The sequence below is a fragment of the Spirosoma endbachense genome (assembly GCF_010233585.1).
In the GTDB taxonomy this organism is placed as follows: Bacteria; Bacteroidota; Bacteroidia; order Cytophagales; family Spirosomataceae; genus Spirosoma; species Spirosoma endbachense.
The window spans coordinates 2,653,819-2,676,450 of sequence record NZ_CP045997.1 but is presented as its reverse complement, the minus strand read 5'-3'; the positions used below and the strand labels follow the sequence as shown (position 1 = coordinate 2,676,450).

At 47.4% G+C, this 22,632-nt stretch carries 15 protein-coding genes; 9 read left to right on the top strand and 6 right to left on the bottom strand.

Going from position 1 to position 22,632, the window contains the following annotated elements:
- Positions 1 to 54: 54 nt before the first annotated feature.
- From GJR95_RS10550 to GJR95_RS10540, 3 genes are all read right to left on the bottom strand, one after another.
- A complete protein-coding gene (locus tag GJR95_RS10550; protein ID WP_162385831.1) occupies positions 55 to 2,457 on the bottom strand; it encodes an outer membrane beta-barrel protein in 2,403 nt (800 codons plus the stop codon).
- Between the two features lie 75 nt (positions 2,458 to 2,532).
- Positions 2,533 to 2,880 (bottom strand): DUF2141 domain-containing protein, encoded by a 348-nt coding sequence (locus GJR95_RS10545; RefSeq protein ID WP_162391658.1) that lies wholly within the window; start codon positions 2,878 to 2,880, stop codon positions 2,533 to 2,535.
- 294 nt (positions 2,881 to 3,174) lie between these two features.
- Positions 3,175 to 5,106, bottom strand: a complete 1,932-nt coding sequence (locus tag GJR95_RS10540; RefSeq protein ID WP_162385830.1) for a RecQ family ATP-dependent DNA helicase — start codon at positions 5,104 to 5,106, stop codon at positions 3,175 to 3,177.
- A gap of 182 nt (positions 5,107 to 5,288) precedes the next feature.
- Here GJR95_RS10540 and msrB point away from each other — a divergent pair, with 182 nt between their 5' ends.
- The 3 genes from msrB (at position 5,289) to GJR95_RS10525 (ending at position 9,898) form a co-directional block, all read left to right on the top strand.
- Positions 5,289 to 5,696: a peptide-methionine (R)-S-oxide reductase MsrB gene (gene msrB / locus GJR95_RS10535; RefSeq protein ID WP_162385829.1), complete on the top strand. Its 408-nt coding sequence runs from the start codon at positions 5,289 to 5,291 to the stop codon at positions 5,694 to 5,696.
- 172 nt (positions 5,697 to 5,868) lie between these two features.
- Positions 5,869 to 8,547: a T9SS type A sorting domain-containing protein gene (locus GJR95_RS10530; protein WP_162385828.1), complete on the top strand. Its 2,679-nt coding sequence runs from the start codon at positions 5,869 to 5,871 to the stop codon at positions 8,545 to 8,547.
- 67 nt (positions 8,548 to 8,614) lie between these two features.
- Positions 8,615 to 9,898, top strand: a complete 1,284-nt coding sequence (locus tag GJR95_RS10525) for a D-alanyl-D-alanine carboxypeptidase/D-alanyl-D-alanine-endopeptidase (RefSeq protein WP_162385827.1) — start codon at positions 8,615 to 8,617, stop codon at positions 9,896 to 9,898.
- A gap of 40 nt (positions 9,899 to 9,938) precedes the next feature.
- Here the strand turns inward: GJR95_RS10525 and GJR95_RS10520 are convergent, their stop codons facing one another.
- Positions 9,939 to 11,243 carry an APC family permease gene (locus GJR95_RS10520; protein WP_162385826.1) on the bottom strand — a complete coding sequence of 435 codons (1,305 nt, stop codon included), beginning with the start codon at positions 11,241 to 11,243 and terminating at the stop codon, positions 9,939 to 9,941.
- A 149-nt stretch (positions 11,244 to 11,392) separates the two neighbouring features.
- On the opposite strand from GJR95_RS10520, the gene crcB reads away from it, so the two are divergent.
- The 5 genes from crcB to GJR95_RS10495 all read left to right on the top strand — a co-directional run bounded on the left by crcB (position 11,393) and on the right by GJR95_RS10495 (position 19,318).
- Positions 11,393 to 11,782 (top strand): fluoride efflux transporter CrcB, encoded by a 390-nt coding sequence (crcB, locus tag GJR95_RS10515; protein WP_162385825.1) that lies wholly within the window; start codon positions 11,393 to 11,395, stop codon positions 11,780 to 11,782.
- Positions 11,783 to 11,882: 100 nt separating this feature from the next.
- Complete coding sequence (locus GJR95_RS10510; RefSeq protein WP_449618981.1) at positions 11,883 to 13,313, top strand: M14 family zinc carboxypeptidase; 1,431 nt, start codon at positions 11,883 to 11,885, stop codon at positions 13,311 to 13,313.
- Positions 13,314 to 13,526: 213 nt separating this feature from the next.
- Positions 13,527 to 16,412: a TonB-dependent receptor gene (locus GJR95_RS10505; protein ID WP_162385824.1), complete on the top strand. Its 2,886-nt coding sequence runs from the start codon at positions 13,527 to 13,529 to the stop codon at positions 16,410 to 16,412.
- A 41-nt stretch (positions 16,413 to 16,453) separates the two neighbouring features.
- A complete protein-coding gene (locus tag GJR95_RS10500) occupies positions 16,454 to 18,166 on the top strand; it encodes an IPT/TIG domain-containing protein (RefSeq protein ID WP_162385823.1) in 1,713 nt (570 codons plus the stop codon).
- Between the two features lie 657 nt (positions 18,167 to 18,823).
- On the top strand, positions 18,824 to 19,318 hold the full coding sequence (locus GJR95_RS10495; RefSeq protein WP_162385822.1) for an RrF2 family transcriptional regulator: 495 nt from the start codon (positions 18,824 to 18,826) through the stop codon (positions 19,316 to 19,318).
- Between the two features lie 85 nt (positions 19,319 to 19,403).
- Here GJR95_RS10495 and GJR95_RS10490 read toward each other — a convergent pair whose 3' ends face one another.
- Positions 19,404 to 20,921, bottom strand: a complete 1,518-nt coding sequence (locus GJR95_RS10490) for a DUF4301 family protein (RefSeq protein WP_162385821.1) — start codon at positions 20,919 to 20,921, stop codon at positions 19,404 to 19,406.
- Between the two features lie 210 nt (positions 20,922 to 21,131).
- Between GJR95_RS10490 and GJR95_RS10485 the strand changes: the two genes are divergently transcribed.
- Positions 21,132 to 21,839: an HAD family hydrolase gene (locus tag GJR95_RS10485; RefSeq protein WP_162385820.1), complete on the top strand. Its 708-nt coding sequence runs from the start codon at positions 21,132 to 21,134 to the stop codon at positions 21,837 to 21,839.
- On the opposite strand, the gene GJR95_RS10480 is transcribed toward GJR95_RS10485, so the two are convergent.
- Positions 21,823 to 22,608 carry an amidohydrolase gene (locus tag GJR95_RS10480; protein WP_162385819.1) on the bottom strand — a complete coding sequence of 262 codons (786 nt, stop codon included), beginning with the start codon at positions 22,606 to 22,608 and terminating at the stop codon, positions 21,823 to 21,825. The genes GJR95_RS10485 and GJR95_RS10480 overlap by 17 nt on opposite strands.
- Positions 22,609 to 22,632 lie beyond the last annotated feature (24 nt).

Sequence of the window (22,632 nt, the reverse complement as noted above, 5' to 3'; positions counted from 1 at the left end):
CGCTAATCCGGCGACTCCTGACAAACAAATCCGATGAAGCGTTCTGGCTGGGAATTATGAATTGGGAGGTTCAATGGTAAACATATTTACTTTTTCTTCCCGTTTACGAATGCCAAAGTTGTAACGCAGGGTTATTCCAAACCGCCGGGTATCGTTCCGGCGAAGGCCATTGGCGACAACGCTTCCCTGTTGCAACGTAAATTGGTAATAGTTTGTAAAGAAAAGGTCGTTGGCCGTTAGCGTTACCAATAATTTATCCTGCATGAATTTTCGGTTCAGGCTCAGGTTTAACACTCCAAAATTGCTTAGTTCGTAGAATTGAAGCTGCCCGCGAGTCCGGATAAAGCCGTTCAGTGTTGCCGTCGAGCGTTTATCGATTTTGAAGGAATGAAACGTGAAAAACGACCAGCTGCCCCGCTTGAAATTCAGCGGGGCATTTTCATAAACACCACTATACTCATTGTAATTGAATTGAGCACCGACAACAAAAAAGTAGCGATTGATCGGTGGAATTGCGCCCAGAACACGGAAATAGGTCTCCCGGTTTGTTCCAAGATTGTCGTACGTCCGATAGGCGATGCGTCGATTTTGTGGGTCCTGATACACCACATTCGTGAAAATATCCTGTGTGTGGTTTCGGCCAATGGCAAAAATCGGACGGTCTTCCACACTAATATTTAGCTCGTAGTTTTCGGTAAACTGAGGGCGCAGAGCCGGATTGCCAGCCTCATAAAGATACTGATCGACATAACGGGCAAACGGGTTCAGGTAATCGTAGGTAGGCCGGGTAATAGACCGGCGATAAATCAGGTAACTCCTTAATTCATAACCGGCAATTTTGGCCACCTTACGACTCAGGAATAGGTAAGGGAAGAAATCGGTGCGATTAATCCGGAATGAGGTATCAGCCGGGATTCGCTGATGCCCATCCATGTTCGTGTTTTCGAGCCGCACACCCCCTTTCAGCAGAAACTGGCCAAATGTTCTGGACGCCTGAACATAAGCCGCGTTGATATTTTCCCGATAATCAAACATATTGGTTCGGGCGCGATCCGGTAAACGATTGTTACCGACAAGATTGAAATAGGCCGCATCGCTGGTAAAATATTGACCGGTAGCCTTGAGGCCCGTTTCGAGGGTAACCGCTTTAAGGATTTTATACTTTAGATCAACCTGAGCGGCCAGTTGATGGCGTTGACTGGTGAAGTTGCCGTCGCCAGACGTGCCTGCCCGTTCAGGAAGCAGGTATTGCGTCGAAAAGTCCTGCAAGCCGCGCGTACCATTGAAATTATACGAGATGTCGGTGATAAGTTCAGACCCAAGCGTATCCAGTTTGTACTTGGCGTTAAACCCCTGGCTGAATGACAAAAGGCGGTTTTTGTTGGTTACCTGGTTGAGGTTCTCAGTCAGCAATCGCCCGGTGCTGATCTGGCTGATCAGGTTGTCATTGCTGGCCTGAGAATTGGCCTGATTCCAGGAAAACCGACCATCGAGACTAACATCCCACTTACGGGAAAGCTCATAACTAAGACCATAGCCAACATACACGACCTGAGCCGGATAGGTTGTGTAAGCATCCTGCCGAAGTACAGAATCGGCTGTGAAATTTCGATTGCTTTGAACCTGCTCATAGGTGTTCCGGTTGGTGTAGTTCACATTTAAGTAGGCCGACCGTCCGTTTTGTGTATTGTTGATGTTTATTCCGGCAAACTGATTACCAAATCGCCCCTGGTTGAAGCCTGCATTGATGGAGCCCGTCAACCCAATTTTCACGCCTTTTTTCAGGATTATGTTCACAATACCTCCGCTCCCGCTGGCATCGTATCGGGCTGATGGCGTCCGCATGATTTCCATACGGGCAATGCTGTTGGGCGGTAAACTCTTGAGCATCGAAGCAATGTCGGCCGCACTCATTTTCTGCTCTCGTCCGTTAATGTAAATCGTAGCCGGAGTCGTGCTGCTTAAGTAAACATTGCCATCGGGGTCCAGAAAAATGCCGGGCGTTTTCTCCATAATTTCGTAGGCACTTGTACTGGTGTTGGCAATGGGTTCAGGATCAACAATGGTCTTGTCGTCTTCCTGCTTCATGAGTGGTTTGGCTGCCGTAACCGATACACCCTGAAGCATAATGTTGTCCTGCTCGGCTGTTAAGGTCAAAACGGATTGCCCGGCGGTTGGCTTAATCAGTTTGTGAATGGGCTTAAAACCAACCGATGTTACCAGCAAGCTATACGTTCTGTTGAGAGCAAGCTGAAACGTGGCCGTGCCTAACGTATCGGTTAATGCGTATAAGTGTCGCGTGGTATCGATGCGATCGGTTAACTGGAGCGTTGCCCCCACCACGGGTTGCTGACGGGATTCCTGCAAGCGAATACGTAGTGGAATAGTCTGTGCCTGAAGAGAAGGGAAAAGTGCAAAGCTTACTAAAATGAGAACAGTTATGCGGTGGATTGACATGGTGCCGGGATTTGTAGCACAAAGTTTAGGGCAGAACAGGGCATGATCCATCTATTTATCAGTAAGATAAATTACTTACATTTCCATCATACTTATTCGAATCGCTTTATTTTCAGTAAGCTCGAAGGAACATTGATCGAAGCTGGGCGGCCCCATTAGCCTTGTGACATTTGAAAAACCGAATGGCTCGGCAGGCATCTGACCAGAAAAATCTAATTTCTGATTGCTATTAAGATCCTGGTACAATCGGACGGCATAGCGGCCTGCTGTCAGACCATCAAATGTTACCGTGATTTCGCCTGAAGCTGGCACATCGATAGCTATATTCTTAACGGATTGTCCTTTGAAGGTAGTCTCATCGTTTGCCAGACCAATGTATAATTTACCAGTTCGGTTGTTAACGTCCGATACGACAACCGTCAGTTTATACGTTGCCTAGTCGGCTGTAGGGGTGACGCTTTTGGCAAACAGGCCTGTAACCAGGCTGAGAACCAGAAGGAGTGTAGCGGCTGTCGTTTTCATTGTGTGCAGTATCTGAAGTTATAAGTCTGTGTCGTCTTTCGACAGAACAAACATAGCAACTCCCGAAAATCTCCTGCAACTGGAAGGGACGTACAGCACGAATCTGGGACAAATGGCAAGGAATGGGCTAAATGGGAGCGAATGAGGGATAGTTGAGCAATCGGCCGGTTGTCAACTACTCAGTTATCAAGGTAGCTATTCACCGCTATTCAACGTGAGATTCCCGTTTTTTGTGTACCGGATTTCTTCTTCGGCCAGCATCTGTTTTAGTGTTTGAGCAAGCGCATCGGCATCTGTTTGCGAAAAATGATGAGCCAGCTGTTTAGGGGATACGCCCGGACCATTCGCTAAGGCAACATACTCGCGCACCTGTTCCCGCATGACCGACGAAACAACTTCCTGGCTCTTTTTCTTTTTAATGCAGTTATCGCAGATGCCGCAGGCTTCACCGGGTTTTTCTCCGAAGTAGGATTGTAAAAGCCGGGTGCGGCATTGGGTCGGATGTTCGGTATAGATAATGGCCGACTGCACTTTTCGCAAGGCTAATTCTTTCCGACGATTGAGTTCCTGTACGTTGATCGGGAGGGTTGGTGCGTCGAAGCGTGGTGTCAGAAATGTTAGCTGCGGCTTGTCTTTCTGCTTTTCGTAGACAACAACGTTTCGCTCGTGAAGCTGCTCCAGCAGTGCCACAATTTCACGCTGATTGACCAGAAACGTGCGGGCGAGCGCAGACTCTGAAATGGTGATAAAATCGGTGAATACTTCACCACCATACATGCGCAGAATCAATTTGAGAAAGGGGTCAAAGCGCGGATTTAAAACCTGAAACTCATACAACTGCCGGTTGTCCAGCACCATCAGCAGTCGCGATGGGTGAAAATAATTTTCGCTTAACTGAATAAATCCTTCTAACTGAAGTTGTTTCATCGCATAATGCGTTTCCTGTGCAGGAAGATTGAACGTATTGGTAAAGGCGTTCAGATCGAAGTCATAGCTATTGAATAAACCACCCCCAACCGGTACGGCCGTATAGTTTGACAGTGCCTGGTAGACCCGACGCAGCATGTCGACGGGTTGATAGAGCTGCTCGGTTCGGAAGCGCAGGTTGTCCAGATCGCTGTTCGAATAGAGCATGACCGCATAAGCTTTCTGTCCATCGCGCCCAGCCCGTCCGGCTTCCTGGTAGTAGGCTTCGAGCGAATCGGGTACATCTAAATGCACAACGACCCGTACATCGGGTTTATCGATCCCCATGCCAAAAGCGTTGGTTGCTACCATGACCCGAATTTGATTCTGAATCCATCCATCCTGCTTATCGGCGCGCTGTTGGGTAGTTAAGCCTGCATGATAGAAATCAGCCGAAATGCCTTGTCTGTAAAGCAACTGGGCTATCTGCTGCGTTTGCTTACGACTGCGCACATACACGATGGAACTGCCGGGTACATTCTGCAATACCTTAAATAACCGGGATTCTTTATTTTCTTCCAGAACGGCGGAATAGGACAGATTTGGCCGCGCAAATGTCTGCCGAAAGACCTGAACCGGGCCGCCATTACTGCCGCGCAGGGCCAGTTTCTCCTGAATATCAACCTGAACATCGGGCGTGGCCGACGCCGTCAGGGCAATGATGGGCGTTTCTGGAATTAGCTCCCGAAACTCCGCAATTTGCAGATAAGGTGGCCGGAAATCATAGCCCCAGGCCGAAATGCAGTGCGCTTCATCAACGGCGAGCAGGCAAACCGTCATTTGTTTGGCACGCTCAATGACAATCTCGGTCCGGAGTCGCTCCGGGGACACATACAGGAATTTAGTATTCCCGTAGATGCAATTATCGAGCGCCGTATCAATCTCGCGATAATGCATTCCCGAATAGATGGCGGTTGCCGGAATGCCTCGTTTGCGCAACTGCTCGACCTGATCTTTCATGAGGGCGATCAGGGGGGTGACAACGATACAGACACCCTTCATCGCCAGGGCAGGCACCTGAAAGCAGATTGATTTTCCTCCGCCCGTTGGCATCAGAACGAGCGTGTCCTGCCGATCCAGCACGGTATTAACTACCTCTTCCTGCATGGGTCGGAAAGTAGAATAGCCCCAAAATTGCTGTAAAATCTGTCGGACAGTCAATGAGTTTATCGTTTATAGCCTATGGTTTTCCGCATTTGGTCTTTGGTTTATTCATCGAAAACCAAAGACTACAGGCCGTAAAACCTCAATCCAGTTGCGAATTTACGGTGTAGTAAAGACAAATCGGATAAGATGATGTTTTACGTTTATAGCTATGTATTCAACTAAAACTAAAAACAGGTATGATTCAGAAGGTTATTAAGTCCGATGAAGAATGGCGTCAAATCCTGACGCCAGAGCAATATCGTGTGGCGAGGGGGAAAGGGACTGAGCGGGCTTTTTCGGGAGAGTACTGCGAAGCACATGATCCTGGTTTGTATGCCTGTGTGTGTTGTGGAACGGAATTATTTGAATCCAAAACCAAATTTGAATCAGGAACGGGCTGGCCAAGTTTTACGGAGCCTATTGAAGAAGAACGCATTAGGCTCGAAAAAGACTATAGTTATGGTATGTTTCGGGTAGAGGTTTTGTGTAACATCTGCGATGCTCACCTGGGCCATGTTTTTAATGATGGACCTCAACCGACGGGGTTGCGCTACTGCCTTAATTCGGTGTCACTGGTCTTGAAACGAACGGCTGATACAGAGTAAGTAAACTGAACGGTAGATAGGATGGACTTTTTTTCTAGCGATCTGATGGCTACTTTGGTCGCTGGAAGAAAAAAATAATGTTCAGACAGCCATATTCTGTCAGCAAATGCCATTTGCTGACAGAATATGGACTATTAAATGCAACTAATTGACTTGTAATTCTATTGTTCGCATGCGTTTACGGGAATCGTCAGTACGCGTCCTCGCGGCTGGTATAGCATTGGCTGGTTCGTTGCTGGCCAATTCAGTAATTGCGCAAAAAAATACAGCTTCATCAACGGCTTATGGTCAATTTGTGCAACGAATTCGAACCAACTTACCTGCTCCTAAAACCATTTGCTATAAGTCGGATCAGGATTTCTTTACACGAATAGCCGCACCCGAAGCATTTCTGAAAGCGCGCCAGAACCCAAACCTGCGGAAGACTGCAACCTCCAGTTTTATCGTTTCGTACAACAATTTCACGCCCGAAGCGCAAAAAGCATTTCAGTATGCAGTCGACATCTGGGCGAGCCTGATTTCTTCACCCGTTCCGATTCGGATTAAAGCAAACTGGATTACCCAGAGTCCGGGTGTTCTGGGAGCAGCTGGTCCGGCCGAAATCCGGTTAGGGGCCGAACTGGATTCGGGCGGGGCGCAAAAAGCCTATGCACTCTATCCTATTGCTTTAGCCGAAAAAATAGCCCGGCACGAAATAAATAGCCCTACCGATCCGGATATTACGGCCGATTTTAACCGAAATAATAACTGGTATTACGGTACAGATCAGAAAACCCCCGCCGGACAGACTGATCTGGTAACCGTTGTTTTACATGAAATTGCGCATGGGCTTGGTTTTATCGGCTATTTTGCGACGAACGGGCCTGAAGGCATCTATCGCACCGATCCATATCTTGCTGTTTACGACCACTTTATTGAGAACGGACAGGGTCAGAAGCCAGCCATTGAAACCACGACTTTTCCCGTCAATACGAACAAATTATTCCAGCAATTGACTGGTAATAATCTGTTTTTGAACGGTCCAATTATGCAGCGAAAAGTAGGAAAACGCGCCAAGCTGTATGTTCCGTCATCATTCGACTTAGGATCTAGTCTCTACCATCTCGACGAGAATACATACCCGCAGAAAGATACTAATTCCCTAATGACTCCCAGGGTCGGCAATGCCGAAGCGATTCATTCTCCTGGTCCACTGGTGATGAATTTCCTGTACGATCTTGAATGGAAAACGACTTCTTTGCTTCATCAGAAGCCAGTCAATAGTGAAGATGAAAAAGATGTAGTTTTTCAGGTTAAACTGGTCAGTGACACAACCGTAACGCCTGGGTCAGTTCGGCTTTATTACCGGAAAAGTGCACCGACGGGTACTGATACGACCTTTACAATGGTTACGCCCACGCTCATCGCCGGGAGCACTTCTGTATACGCCTATACGATGCCCGCAAGCGTAGCCAAAGGAGATATCTGGTATTACTTTAGAGCACAGGACGCATCGGGACGAACGTTTACAAACCCCGGTCGTACGACAAATAACACACAGTTGCTTCATACGGTCCGGTTTGGTGCCGATCGATTACCACCAACCATTTCGTTTAGTCCGGCCAAAAATTTTATTTACAACCCCGCACTGGTCGATAGCCTTCCCATTTATGCCCGGATATCGGACGATCGGAGCGTGGCTTTTGTGAGCACCAATATCGATTCGGCTTATGTTGATTACCAGGTAAATGGTGTGGCCCAGCCAAAACTGATGCTGCGACCTGGTTCGCTGACGGTTAATGGTGTTCAGTACGACAGCATCTATAGCAACCGGATTACAATTCCGGCCAATTCGCTAAAAGCTGGCGATAAGATTAGCTACCGAATTGTTGCCCGAGATGCATCGAAGGCGAAAAATCAGACGATTAGCCCCCAGACGGGTTTTTATGAATTAACGGTCGTAACGCCAAAAGCGGCCGTTGATCGGTATACCAACACATTTAATAATGCCGCCACTGCCAGTGATTTTGCCGGTTTTCGGTTTGGACTGGCAACGCCATCGGGTTTTGCAGACCCCGCTATTCATTCTGAACATCCCTATCAGAACGGATTGGATTTTAAATCCCAGAGCAATTCTGAATATGTGCTGTTATCGCCCATTAAGATTAAGGCCAATCCGGATAGTGCAGTGATGCGCTTTGACGAAATTGTACTGGTCGAGCCAAGTGAAGCGGGTAGTGGATTCGGCAGTTCGGGTTTCTATGATTACGCGGTGGTCGAAGGATCGAGCGATAATGGGCAAACCTGGAAACCGCTGGTAACCGGTTATAATTCGAATAGTCAGTATGACTGGTATGCGGCTTATACAAATAATCTTGTGGCAGGTTCAACCGCAGATGAGAAAAATTCAGCAGCCGTGGGGTCACCTGCGCTGTTTAAACGCCATGAAATTTCTTTGTTGGGAAACGGTACATTTAAAGCCGGTGAACAGATTTTGATTCGCTTCCGGTTGTTTGCCGATCAACTGGCGCATGGCTGGGGTTGGGCCATCGATAATTTACAGATTCAGGTGCCACCTCCTCCGCCGGTTCTGGCCAATGAACCAGTTAGCGCCGGAACGTTTTCGGTCTATCCAAACCCCGTCAGTAGCGGTACGATCAAGATTGAAGCTGAACTGACCAGGCCCGTTGCCGAAGCAGGACTTTCCATTGTGGGAACAACTGGCCAGCTACATCGGCAGCTAACGCTAAAAGTAGGAGGGAGGAAGATAAGCGAACAGTTTGATCTAAGTCAGCTACCTACCGGGTTATACTTCCTAAGGCTTAAGGCGGGCGATTCAGTACTGACTCAGAAAGTCATTATTGCCCGTTAGTTTGTAGGTTTACGGTAATCGGGTTTGGGTTGTAACACATAACTTATGGCCCGGATACTGTAAATCAATGAACATACGGAAGAAAGTCACCCTATTTCTGCTTATCGTTGGACTGCATGTCGCTTGTTCCCCCGCTCATCGGATCACCCGCGACTTGCAAAAAAAATCGACGTATACCGATCACTTTACCGGCATTGCCCTCTATGACCCGATACGACAACGGACGTTGATTCAGTATAACGCCGATAAACCGTTTACGCCCGCATCGAACACCAAGTTATTTAGCTTTTATGCTGGATTACTTTCGCTTAGGGACTCGTTACCGGCGTTTCGTTACACCATTCGGCCTACTGCTGCTCAGGGCGATTCGCTGATTTTTTGGGGAACGGGGAACCCCCTGCTACTCCATCCCGACTTGTCAGACACAACACTACTGGCCTTTTTACGCAATCGTCCGGAGCAATTATATTACTCACCGGCAAACTACACTGGCCCACGTTTCGGACCGGGATGGGCCTGGGACGATTATAACGATGATTATTCACCCGAATTGGCTCCATTACCCATTTACGGTAATGTTGTTCGGGCAGTCAATAAAAAGGTTAGCCCGCGACGGTTTGCTGATAGTATTCGGGTTGTCAATAATGCCAGACCAGGCTTACGTCGAAATGAATTCAGCAATCAGTTTGTCCGTCCGGATAGCGATCGACCTGCAAGACAGGATGTCCCATTTCGATGGGTGCCGGAGCTGGTCGCCCAGTTATTGGCCGATACATTGCATCGTCCGGTAGGAGTCGTACATCTGCCCGTATCAGCTGATGCCCGGCTGGTGCGCGGCATGTCAACCGATTCGCTTTACAAACGGATGCTTCAGGTGAGCGATAATCAGTTTGCTGAACAAGTGCTGTTTATGGCTTCTGCCGAACGAACAGGGGCTATGCTTGAACCAATTACCGAGCTACAACGCACTGCTGATAGCTTACGTTATCCAGCTACTTCGGCCAAGTGGGTCGACGGTTCTGGTTTATCGCGGTATAATCTTTTTACGCCCAATGTGCTCATCGACCTACTGAAAAAAATTGCCCAGAAAGTACCGCAAAAACGGTTATTCGCCCTGTTGCCAGCCGCTGGCCAGTCGGGCACGCTGCGTTCGATTCCTACCGCCGATAAACCCTATATTTTTGCCAAATCGGGCTCAATGAGTGGTGTCTATAACCTGAGTGGTTATGTGTTGACGAAGCGTAATAAGGTGCTTTATTTTAGTATCATGCATAATAATTTCACGCAGCCCGTCAGCGAAATGCGTCGGCGGACAGCAGGATTATTGAAAGAGATTCACCAGAACTTTTAAAATCTCATCGGGAGGGTGTTGTTGCTTGATTTGCAGGCCGTTATTTCTTTATGAGCAAATAAGCCGGGTAACTAACCGCAATGAACCCAATGGCATACAGGCTACTGGAAAAATCGCCGATGACAACGCCCGCCAGAAACGCCAGCGAAGCAATAAGCAGCGACCAGGTCGTGAAGGGATAACCCCAGGCTCGTACGGGTCGGGGCAGTTCCGGCTCCGTTTTCCGCAAACGGATCAGCGCGGCAAAACTCGATGCATAACATAACACGAAGAAAAACGTAGCGATATCCGACAGTTTACTGTACGTGTTGGTTAGAATCAGTATAATAGAGGTTACTGCGGTCAGGATTGTCGCGTTGAGGGGCGTACCTCCTTCATTGACTTGCGTAACAAAAGGGAAAAATAATCCATCGCGGCCCATCGCAAAAATAACGCGCGGATTAAACATAATCTGGGCGTTGATAATACCCATAATTGAAATCATCAGCAGGAACGTAACGACCTGCGCGCTGCCCGGTCCAAACAGCACCTGAACGGCATCGGCAGCCGGTAGCTTCGAGCCTGCCAGCGCCGATACGGGCAGAATATACAGTAGTGCCAGATTGACCAGTATATAAATGCCAATGATCAGCAAGACCCCACTAATCATGGAACGCGGCAGATTACGGCTTGGGTCTACGTCTTCTTCGGTGAAGTAAGCAGCTGTGTGCCAGCCATCATACGTATAGAATACGGATTGTAAAGCGGCCAGAATACCGAGCCAAACGCCACCCTCGGCCACCGGCCGGATTGCATCGGCTGAAATCGCTACAGGTTTGTCGGGTGTTATAACAAAGCAAACAACCACAAAAGCCAGAAGTCCAACCGCTTTCAATACACTCATGACCTCCTGCGCGCGACTGGCCAATCGAACGCCTATCGAATGAAAAGCCACAAAGGCTATCAAAATGCCAATGGCTATGACTTTTTGATAGGGAACGAGCGAGGGGGAGAGCAGCCCTGTATATTCACTCATAACGGCTGCGCCGAAAGCCATGGCCGACACGCTGCCTAACCAACTGCTTATGCCGATGATGAAACCGGCATAGTTGCCAAAGGCGCGCCGGGCGTATACGTACCAGGCTCCGGCTTTCGGGAGCATGGTTCCTAGCTCCATGACCGACAGCGATCCAATGAGGGCGTATAAGCCAACGGCCAGCCAAACGGCTATAATAAGCGTAGGGTTACCAATATCCTGTGCAATAGGGCCGGGTTTACGCAAAATACCAGTGCCGACAGTACCGCCGATGGTTACGGCCACGCCGAAGCCGACGCCTAAGAGTTTTTTAAGTTGGTTCTGAGCCATAGGAAGGCGGAGCAAGGGGATGCTGAGTCTGCAACGGCGGACCGTGCTGGAGTGGGTTATCTTACAATGATAGCAAAAAAAAGGCTTATTGGGGCTGCTCGCAGGAGTTTGGCGGAATCGCGTAGGCGTTTTTTCGTAAGTTTGTCCACATGAGAACCTTGCTGACTCACCCTTATGTGCTGGTCTTTGCGGGTGGTGGTGCAGGAAGCCTGGCTCGCTATCTTGCCGGGCGATTTATTCCGGCCACCTTATTCGGCTCCCCGTTTCCAACCGCTATCCTGCTTGTAAACATAGTAGCTAGTGCTATTCTGGGCGTAGTGGTGGGTTGGGTTCTGGTGAGGACAACCGGCGAAGAGGCTCGCCTGCTGATTGGGGTCGGTTTTTGCGGAGGCCTTAGTACGTTTTCAAGTTTTAGTTATGACACCGTCGTTCTGCTGCAAAACGGCCGCACGGGTATCGCTTTACTCAACATTATTTTAAATGTAATCCTATGCCTCCTGGCTTCGATGGGGGGGGTATTGATTGGACAGAAACTATAAAACTGCCCGAAATACAGATGCATTGACTTGAATAGTTTTTACCCGTATCGGTTAACTAGTCACTCAACCCTCTGCATCTGCATTTCTAGTATTATTGCTGATGATGTCAACTGATTCTCAAGCCCAGAATGTCGCGCGTCGACTCCACGATACGCACAATACATATAAAGAAAAGACCTTCACTGTACGTCGATTCAAGCACAAAGATATTGTCCCGGTATTGAATGCGTTGGATGGCCAGGAGCCTTTCGAAGTCAGCCAGGTAGGCGAATCGCTTGAGAAGCGGACGATTTATCAGGTTAAGGCCGGAACGGGGCCAAACAAGATTCTGCTCTGGTCACAAATGCACGGCGACGAAGCCACGGCGACTATGGCGCTGTTCGATATTTTTAACTTCCTGAAAGCAAATAACGACGAATTTGATGCGCTTCGGCAGTCGATTCTTAGCCATACAATGCTGTATTTTGTGCCGATGCTTAATCCGGATGGGGCTGAACGATTCCAGCGTCGAACCGCAACCGACATTGACATGAATCGGGATGCGCTACGGCTCCAAACACCGGAGGGTGCGCTGCTCAAAAATTTACAACAGACATTACAGCCGTTGGTCGGCTTCAATCTCCATGACCAGAATCCGCGCTATAGCGTGGGCAAGACCGGAAAGCAGGCTGTAATGTCCTTTCTGGCAACTGCCTACGATGAAGATCGGAACATCAATGAGGTACGCGAACGATCGATGCAACTCATCGTAGGTATGAACCGGGTTTTGCAACAATTTATCCCGGAACAGGTCGGACGTTTCGACGACGAGTTTGAGCCGAGGGCGTTTGGCGACAATATCCAGAAATGGGGAACAACCTTGGTTTTGGTTGAGTCGGGAGGCTTCAAAGGCGACGTGGAGAAAATGACAATCCGGCGACTGAACTTCGTAGCCATCTTAACGGCTCTGGCGGCTATTGCCGACGGGTCATATAAACAGGAAAATACGGCCGATTATCAGGCTATTCCCGAAAATGGCCCACTACTTTTCGATGTACTGATACGTAATGCAACGGTTATTCGCGAAGGCCATTCCATAACGATCGATATAGGCATCAGGCACATCGAGGTCAATACAGACGATGAAGGATTTCGCTATAAAAGTGTGATCGATGATATTGGCGACCTTTCTATTTTTTATGGATTGGAGGAAATCGATGCGACCGGGTTAACGTTGACTCCTGTTCGTATTTACACGGATACGCTTGACTCGGTTGATGCAATCACCCAGCTTGATTTACCCGCGCTCCGGAGTCAGGGCATCGTTGCCTTTAGGGTGCGTCAGTTGCCTGAAAATAGCTTTCATGACCAGCCGATTCATATTCTATGTGCCGGTGATTTGCCTGCACAGCCGTTACAGGTCGATCAGATACCAACGTTTCTGTTGATGAAAGGCAACGAAATTTTGTACTATTTTGTGAACGGATTTTGGGAATTTACTCCTGATACCTCCAGAAGGCAAGGAAAGATGTTTAATGGGGTGGCCGAATAAATTCGACTTAAGTACTGCTTTTTGCCAAATTGTATAGATTCTTTCAGAGCTGGAGCAGAATTAAAATCAGTTCTAATGCTGTTTTGTAAAATATTGATTTTTAATAAGTTATGGCTTTTGGCAAATATAATCCAAGCGTAACATTGGGGTAACGTTGGCGTAATATTGGACTGGTAGCTTTGCGACGCTTAAAAGCGACTCCAATCTACCAATATGAACCGAAACGTATTACTTATTCTCTTCTCACTCTTCTCGACCGCCGTTCTGGCGCAGACAGGTACTGTTAGGGGTATCATTAAAGACAGTAAGACAAAAGAAGCCCTTATCGGCTGCACCGTGCGAATTGATGGTACCCAACTTGGTGGTACTACTGATGTTGAAGGAAATTTCTCCATTGCCAATGTTCCCGCCGGTACGCAGAAAGTTGTTATCTCCTACATCTCGTATCAAACGAAAGAAATTCCAAATGTTCGGATTGAGTCGGGCAACACCACGGCCATTGAAACCGAACTGGACGAAGAGGGCAAGTCTTTACAGGAAGTTGTGGTTCGGGCCAACCGGGCAACCAACACTGAAGTAGCGGTTATCACCGAAATCAAACAACTGAAACCGATAGCGGTCGGTATTTCGGCCCAACAGATCGTAAAATCGCAGGATCGTGATGCGGCAGCGGCCATTCGCCGGGTTCCGGGTGTAAGTATTGTCGATAACCGCTTCGTACTGATTCGCGGTCTGGCTGCCCGGTATAATTCGGTGTTAATCAACGATGTTATCACACCATCGACCGAAGTAGATACGCGGTCATTCTCTTTTGATTTAGTACCTAGTAATATCATCGACCGGATGATTGTCTTTAAATCCGGTTCGGCTGACCTTCCCGGCGACTTTGCGGGTGGTATCGTTAAAATATATACAAAGCGCCGGCCCGAACAGAATTTCTTTGACGCCGGACTGACGCTCGGATACAGGTCTAACACAACCTTCCAGGATGTACAGACTCATACGCGTAGTGGGCTAAACTGGTTAGGACTATGGGGTAAGGAGCAACAGATTCCAACCAGTTTTCCAACCAAGCTGGGCGAGTTTAATGGGCTAAATCCGTTGCAGCGGGCAGCTTATGCCCAATTGCTTCCTAATTCATGGGGTATTAAAAATTTCTCAGTAAATCCTGATGTACGATTGGCATTGAATTTTGGTCGTCGGTTTGACGTAGGTAACATTCGCGTCAGTAACCTGACAAGCGTAAACTACGCCAGTACCAATCAATTCTCTGCTATTGATTTTAAACTGTACGACAACGGGAGCGCGGCAAACGCGGTTGCAGAGCAATATAGTGATGCAAACTATGCGCGCCAGTCACGCTTAGGCATATTGCATAACTGGTCAGCGCGGTTTTCACCAGCATTCACCCTGGAGTGGAAAACGTTGTTTAATCAGCTTAGTACAACCGAAACGGTAGTTCGTACGGGCCAACGCGTTCAGGATGGCTTTGATGTACGCAGTTATTCGGAGCGATTTGAAAACCGGAGCATTCTGACGACCCAATTGGCCGGTGAACATTCGGTTAATGAACTGACGAAAATAAACTGGATCGCTAGTTTTGGCTATACTGGCCGCTGGGAGCCAGACTGGAAGCGAGTTCGTTATCAGCGCGTTACGGGCGCCACTGGCGCAGATGGACAACTTCAGCAATTTTCCATTGCTGCGCCAAATGACCCTAACCCAATTGACGTTGGCCGGTTCTATTCCAAGTTACATGAGTACGTCGTATCGGCTATTGGTAATGGAGAACATACTTTTGGCAACCCTACTGATCGTGAGCCTAACCGCATCCGGTTTGGGGTATACGCCGAACGTAAAAACCGCGACTATGCGGCCCGCTTCTATGGATATCAGGGTGTAGGTAATAGCACTGTTGCCAAAGCAAGTGACATCAATACCGCATTTAATCCTGCCAACGTAAACGGTCAAAACGGGTTTTCTCTATTGGATGGAACAAAGCCTTTGGACTCGTATAAAGGCTTGAACACCTATCTGGCCGGTTATGTAAGTGGCGATGTTTATTTTGGGCCAAAAGCTAACTTAACCGTTGGTTTCAGGGGCGAATACAACGACCAGGGTATCCGTGCTACTCGCACCACTGCGGAAGAACAACTGGTATCGAACAAAGTGTTCAGCCCGCTTCCTTCCGTTAACTTCACCTATAAAGTAAGCGACCGTACGAATCTGAGGCTCGCCTATTCATCGTCAGTAAACCGCCCCGAGTTCCGTGAATTAGCCCCATTCAGCTACTTCGATTTTAATCTGCTGGCAGATATTCGCGGAAATACCGACCTCAAAACGGCTAACATCCAGAATGCTGATGTGAAATGGGAATTCTATCCGACGCCCAACGAGCTTATCTCAGTGTCGGGATTCTACAAACATTTCAGCAACCCAATCGAGTCGTTTCTGTTGCTTCAGGCTAATGGTTTAGCATACTCGTTCATCAATGCGAACTCAGCTCAAAACTACGGTATCGAATTAGAAGTGCGGAAAGGATTTCAGAATTCTTCAAGCGTATTTCTGCAAAATCTATCCGTAGTGGGCAACGTATCGCTCATTAAAAGCACGGTTAATATTGGTGACTTTGTTACCCTTCCTGATCTCAGTGGAACCGTTAGTACTCTTGATGTTCGGGGTATTGTCGATGCTAAGCGAGCTTTGGCAGGACAATCGCCTTATTTGATTAACGCTGGCCTATATTATACAGCTCCCAAGTCAGGCTGGCAGGCTAACATTCTCTACAATGTATTTGGTCAGCGAATTTTTGCAGTTGGGAATAAGAACAACCCAACGATTTACGAAATGCCCCGTAACGTAGTGGATTTGAACCTAACCAAACAAGTCAGCAAAAAGCTGGAAATGCGTCTGGGCATTCAGGATATACTCAATCAATATGTCCGATTTGTTCAGGATTTCAACCGGGATGGCAAAATTGGCAGCGACGTAACCTCGCAAACAGCTGATGCTGATCAAACCGTTCGTCGATTTAAACGGGGTAGTTATTACACCTTAAGTGCCATTTACACATTCGGCCGCCGAACAATTATTCCATAAGTGCGCCAAGATCAATACAAACTCAATTCAAACGAAAAGCAATGTTTATGCAAGTTAACCAATTGCGCCGTCGGTGGCACGGCATTCCTTCTGGCTGGGCACATCTGCTGATTATTGCACTAGGCTTATTCTTAGTTGTATCGGCCTGTAAGAATGAAGATACGCCAGCTCCGGTTCTGAGTATTACCAGTTTTTCACCCGCTTCAGCTCCGGTTGGTTCGACAGTGGTTATAACAGGTACCGCATTCAATGCTACACCAGCCAGTAACACAGTAACGTTCGGTGCTGTACCCGCAACCGTGACGGGTGCTTCGACGACCTCATTAACGGTCATCGTACCTGCTAATGCAGGCACACCAATCAGCGTGGCAACCGGTGGCGCAACCGTAACGAGCACAACCGCTTTTGCACTGGGAAATAAACCCGTTGTTACAGTCGCTTCTAATATTACGGCCACAACTAACTGGACGGCTGGTACTATTTATGTGATTCAGGGTTTTGTAAGCGTTACTTCGGGTGCTACATTAAACATCGAGAAAGGGACAATTATTAAAGGGGCCGCTAAGGAGCAGGATCCGTCAGGTCAGGCAAAGGGGGGTACGTTGATTATACAACCTGGAGCCAAAATTAATGCTGTTGGTACTGTTGATTCGCCGATTATATTCACATCGAGTAAAGCTGCTGGTTCACGTAATTACGGCGACTGGGGTGGCGTTGTATTGATAGGAAAAGCACCAACAAACCAGCCGGGTGCAACGGCCTTTGAAGGAGGAATTCCGGGTACGATTGGAACGTTTAGCGATGTCAATGACAATTCAGGGGTGATGCAGTATTGCCGTATCGAATTCGCAGGTATTGCACTGAGTAATCTGGCAAACAGTGAAATCAACGGACTTACGCTCTATGGTGTAGGGGCTGGTACAACGATTGACCATATTCAGGTTTCCTATAGTGGTGACGATTCGTACGAATGGTTCGGTGGTACAGTCAATTTGAAGAACCTTATTGCTTTCCGGGGCTGGGACGATGATTGGGATACGGACTGGGGTTATTCGGGTAAGGTACAATATGGCGTGTCATTGCGGGATCCAGAGGTAGCTGACCAATCGGGTTCGAATGGCTTTGAGTCAGACAATTTCAATCCTGGAGCGCCTGCTACGGCTGCCAATAACGGATTGCCCTTAACATCAGTGGTATTTGCCAATATGAGTAACTTCGTATTTACCGGTACCCCTTCAAATGCAGCTTCTCCCAAAGGAAGTGGTCCTTACCAATCTGGAATGCACCTACGGCGCAATACATCGATAAGCATCTTTAACTCGCTGCTATACGGCTATCCAGAAGGGTTGCGGTTAGACGCTCAGCCTGGTACGACCAACACATTGGATAATGCTACGGCTGGTAATCTTCAATTGCATGGCGTTATTGTTGCTAACACAACGACTCCTGTTCGCGGATTTCAGGCTATTACCGACGCTCAGGCGACAACGTTCTTTAATACAGCCGCTTATAAGAACCAGATTATTGCTAGTGCAGACCTGGCAAAGTTGTTGCTTAACTCAGCCAACTTTAATCTGACTGCTCCCAATTTCCTACCCCAAACAGGTTCTCCTTTGTTGACGGGCGCTATCTGGGATGGTAAAGGGGCTGATGCTTTCTTTACAAAAGAAACGTTCATTGGTGCCTTTGGTACGACCGATTGGACTAAAGGCTGGACCAACTGGGACCCGCAGAATGCTAATTACGATAAATAAGCAGTTAAGTTAATTTTCATATTGGTGTCGCACGAAAGGGCCGGGGCTTTGCACCGGCTTTTTTCTTGTTTATTACTCTATATCGAATTCTTCAACGTGACTCTACTATTGGATGAAAGGGTCAAAGAATAGCCAAAGGTGACAGGTGGAGCCGTATATAGTAGTACGTAAGGACGTAAACAACTAAACAGGTTAAGGGTATTTCATCGAATGAGTGACTTCTATAAAAATAAATGTACTGATTTTTAGACTGTTGCGCATTTGAGGCTTATCGGAAAATGACGCATTTTATTCAAATAATTGATCTTATTCGTTATATAACATACCCAAAAGTTCGTAGGTTTGCATGAATTACTTACTATTATCCATCAAAATAGGATAGATAGTATATAAATAAGCCATTAATTGTGTTACTTGGAAACTCAATACTCGTCTAACAGCCAATTAATCCTATTGAACTCTGAGACAGAGTTGCTAAGCGATTGAATAATCAGTTGACCACCTACAGGATAGGTGATGGTAAAGTTGATTGACGCGATTTTAGTCATTGAGTATTGAAAAATGTCGAATCTTTAGCGCTTACCAAATTGTATTAATCTAGTATAGGTTATACAGCTACCCAAGTAACATTGTCAAACCCTAAAGTCACCGTAACAGATGATTTCAAAAAAAGCTAAGTACGCCATTAAAGCCCTTAAGGTTTTAACCGAAGAGTATGGGAAAGGCCCTGTGCTGATCTCCTATGTTTCAGCTAAAGAGAATATACCTAAGAAATTTCTGGAAGCTATACTGCTTGAACTCCGTAACCATGGGATTCTTCAGAGTCAGAAAGGCAAAGGAGGAGGGTATCTATTGCGTATTGATCCGAGCCGGGTTAACCTGGCCCAGGTTTTGCGGGTTATTGATGGGCCAATTGCGCCAACGCCTTGTGTATCATTTAATTTCTACGTGAAATGCGATGATTGTAATGATGAAGTAACCTGTGCACTAAGGCCAATTATGGAGCGAGTTCGGGATGCAAACCTGGACGTTTATGAAAATACCACGTTAGTGACGTTCCAGAAAACAGAGTCAAATCCAACAAAAGAAATTTCCATTGGAGCAGAAAACGGTGAGTTCGCCGAAGTGTCGGGTAATCGGATCACTGCTTAATTTTTTGGCCCTATAAAACCGTCGGGTTATATGCGTATAAAGATCTGGCCCTTTATTCGCATATAACCCGACAATGTTTATGTGGTTAGCTCGGCTGGTGTTCTTTGCGGAGCAGATCGTTTACCGTTTTGACCGGGTTGAACGTGATCAGAGGAACCTCCACAAAAATAGTATTCCAATCAGCCATTGCGCCGTTCCAAAGGCCGGGCAGTTCCTGTGCTTTGAGGTCTTTCCCATCCTTCGATTTCGCCGTAATGAATCCGGTGAGTGGATCGCGATAATTCGTCAGATCATACTTCCGGCCATGATGGTCTTTCAGGCCGCAAATTAAATCGACTGGATTAAAATGCGTTGCTTCGTCGAAGATGGCTTTCTGCTCACCATCGGCCAAATCGATTTGAGCTGATTCCACCACTTGCAGTGATACGGAACCATCCTGATTTTTTGCCCAGAAAGGTCCTCCGCCGGGTTCACCTACGTTCTTGACCATACCACAAACCCGTACCGGACGATCTAATTTCTGCCGGAAATAAGCCAGTTTTTCCTCTTTCAAGAGACTGTCGAAACCATCGGGGGGGAGTGTGAACAACGTCCGGCGGAACAGTTCGTCGGCTTCGGCCAGATAGCCTTCGCTCACATCGCTGGACTGGCTTTCCAGTAGGCCCTGCAAACGGGCAATCTGTTGCTGGGCGTCGAGAAGGACAGCTGCTAATACTTTTTTATAGGTGATCGTCTGTTCTTTAATATCATCCGGAACAACATTGTCGATATTCTTAATGAAAACGATATCGGCATCAATGTCGTTAAGATTCTCAATTAAGGCGCCATGACCTGCTGGCCGGAATAGCAGTGAGCCATCGGGATTCCGAAATGGTGAATTGTCAGGATTGACGGAGATTGTATCGGTCGATTTTTTCTGCTCCGAAAAGCTAATATCGAACGTTACCCCAAGCCAGGCCTCATAGTCCGCTTTTTGTTCTTCGATCAGCTTCTCAAAACGGTCGCGGTGTTCGGGCGAAACGGTAAAGTGTATCTTAACCAGACCATCCGAATTCGCGTAAGCAGCTCCCTCAACAAGATGCTCTTCAACGGGAGTCCGTGGGCCATCGATATAGCGGTGAAATTTCAACAAACCTTTGGGCAGACTGCCATATTCCAACCCTTCTTCCGTCAGTAGAAATCGCAATACTGTTTGCCGTTCATTTGCGGCAACGGCTTTATCCAGATCCTGACCTTTGGCAGCCATGGCATCCTTCAGATCTTCATAAAAGGCAAAGTCGGTTAATCGGGCAAATACTTCATCCGTTGATTTATCGGATTTTCCATCAAGGGCCGCAAACAGCGACTTAAACATACGGGTAGCGGCTCCGGAAGCGGGTACAAACTTAACCAGATCGCGTTCGTGAGCTGCAGCATCGAAACGATGAATATAGGCCGACAACTGATCTTCATCAATACGTACAATGCCATCGCCTATAGTAGCCGCTTTGATGACGTTGAGGTAGGGAAAACCGTTTACAAAGTACTGTATCTGCTTGTCGATCTGCTCAGGGGTAACGCCCTGCGCCAGAATCTGGTCGTGATCTTGCTCGGTAAATTGCATAAGGTAACGGGAATAATAGCGTTAGGAACGGGCGGCAAATTGGCTATTTCGACAATGTGACGCAAATCAAATTTTAAGGAAGTCTGGCAATTTAGTAATTGGCCAATTAAGTAAACCTGAAATTGAGGTCAGTTATCAAATCGGAAATTTAGTAAAGAGACATTTTTTTAATTAGCCAGTTACCTTTGTTCCCAAACTTATGCTACAACTATGAAACTGATAGCTTTCGATGCGGACGACACACTTTGGGTAAATGAACCCAACTATGTCAATGTTAAGGAAAAACTATGCGAACTGTTGTCGCATCATATTGATCAGACAACACTGTCGCAACGGTTTTATGACGCGCAAATGCGTAACCTTCGGGTATTTGGCTATGGCGCCAAGAGCTTTATTCTTTCCATGATTGAGACTGCCATAGAGTTGACCAACGGAGCCATTACAGGATCAGAAATTCAGCAGATCATTGACGTTGGAAGAGAGTTAGTGGAATTTCCAATTGAAGTATTTGATGGGATTCATGAAGTGCTGGAGACGCTTTCCCAACAGTTCGATTTAATGGTGTTGACCAAAGGCGATCTGTTCGATCAGGAGAGTAAAATTGCCCGCTCCGGCTTAGGACACTATTTTAAGCACGTCGAAATTGTCAGCGAAAAGAACGAGCAGGCCTATCTGGGAATTCTCAAAAAATACAATCTGCAACCCAGCGAGTTTATCATGATCGGTAATTCGCTGAAATCAGATATACTTCCTGTGGTGCATATTGGGGCACGTGCGATACATATCCCCTATGCCATTACGTGGGAGCACGAACGGGTAGGAGAGGAGTATCTGGAAGGGAAATCCTTTACAACGGTAGACAACGCCCGCGAACTCGTAGGTTTATTAGAGAAAGCTAAAACTAGAGAGATAGCGTAAAATCATCGGCATCCAGATTGGCCGGAAACTTTTCGCGAAAGGCACGCAGGTCATCAAGTGATAAACGCTGCTGGTGAATGATTTCGGTGTCTGCCTGTCGGAACAGAACGTCACCTTTAAAATCGATAACTGCCGAGTCGCCGGTATAAGGATGCTGATTGCCGTCGTTGCCAACCCGATTGACGCCAATTACATAGCTCAGATTTTCGATAGCCCGTGCCTGGAGGAGTGTATTCCAGGCATTGCGCCGGGGGGCTGGCCAGTTGGCAACGTAGAGTAACAGATCGTAGTTAAAATCGGTCGATGCCAGGCTACGATTGCGGCTCCAGACCGGGAAGCGAAGGTCATAGCAAATGAGCGGACAAATTCGCCAGCCTTTCCATTCTTTGATAATTCGCCGGGTTCCGGCGGTGTAAACGCCATCTTCGCCCGCCATACGAAAAAGATGGCGTTTGTCATACGTATCAAACTGTCCATCGGGTTGCATCCAGATGAGCCGATTGAAATAACTACCGTTTTCCTGAATGACATAACTCCCCGTAACAACGGCCCTGGTTTGGGCCGCCATCTGCTTCAGCCACCGAAATGTTGTTAGGTTCATTGGCTCCGCTACAGCACGTGCATCCATCGTAAAGCCAGTTGTGAACATTTCGGGCAAAACAATAAGGTCCGTCGCGTCTGGCAGCGAAAAGATATGCTCCTCCAACATAGCCCGATTAGCCACAGGATCATGCCAGTATAAATTAGGTTGGAGGAGGGTGATGTGCACGGGAAATGAGTCGTATAGAATGAA

Bases quoted from the DNA above. Each gene is read 5' to 3' on its own strand.
- GJR95_RS10550 (WP_162385831.1), bottom strand. From the start codon at position 2,457: ATGTCAATCCACCGCATAACTGTTCTCATTTTAGTAAGCTTTGCACTT.
- msrB (WP_162385829.1), top strand. From the start codon at position 5,289: ATGATTCAGAAGGTTATTAAGTCCGATGAAGAATGGCGTCAAATCCTG.
- GJR95_RS10530 (WP_162385828.1), top strand. From the start codon at position 5,869: ATGCGTTTACGGGAATCGTCAGTACGCGTCCTCGCGGCTGGTATAGCA.
- GJR95_RS10525 (WP_162385827.1), top strand. From the start codon at position 8,615: ATGAACATACGGAAGAAAGTCACCCTATTTCTGCTTATCGTTGGACTG.
- GJR95_RS10520 (WP_162385826.1), bottom strand. From the start codon at position 11,243: ATGGCTCAGAACCAACTTAAAAAACTCTTAGGCGTCGGCTTCGGCGTG.
- crcB (WP_162385825.1), top strand. From the start codon at position 11,393: ATGAGAACCTTGCTGACTCACCCTTATGTGCTGGTCTTTGCGGGTGGT.
- GJR95_RS10510 (WP_449618981.1), top strand. From the start codon at position 11,883: ATGATGTCAACTGATTCTCAAGCCCAGAATGTCGCGCGTCGACTCCAC.
- GJR95_RS10505 (WP_162385824.1), top strand. From the start codon at position 13,527: ATGAACCGAAACGTATTACTTATTCTCTTCTCACTCTTCTCGACCGCC.
- GJR95_RS10500 (WP_162385823.1), top strand. From the start codon at position 16,454: ATGTTTATGCAAGTTAACCAATTGCGCCGTCGGTGGCACGGCATTCCT.
- GJR95_RS10495 (WP_162385822.1), top strand. From the start codon at position 18,824: ATGATTTCAAAAAAAGCTAAGTACGCCATTAAAGCCCTTAAGGTTTTA.
- GJR95_RS10490 (WP_162385821.1), bottom strand. From the start codon at position 20,921: ATGCAATTTACCGAGCAAGATCACGACCAGATTCTGGCGCAGGGCGTT.
- GJR95_RS10485 (WP_162385820.1), top strand. From the start codon at position 21,132: ATGAAACTGATAGCTTTCGATGCGGACGACACACTTTGGGTAAATGAA.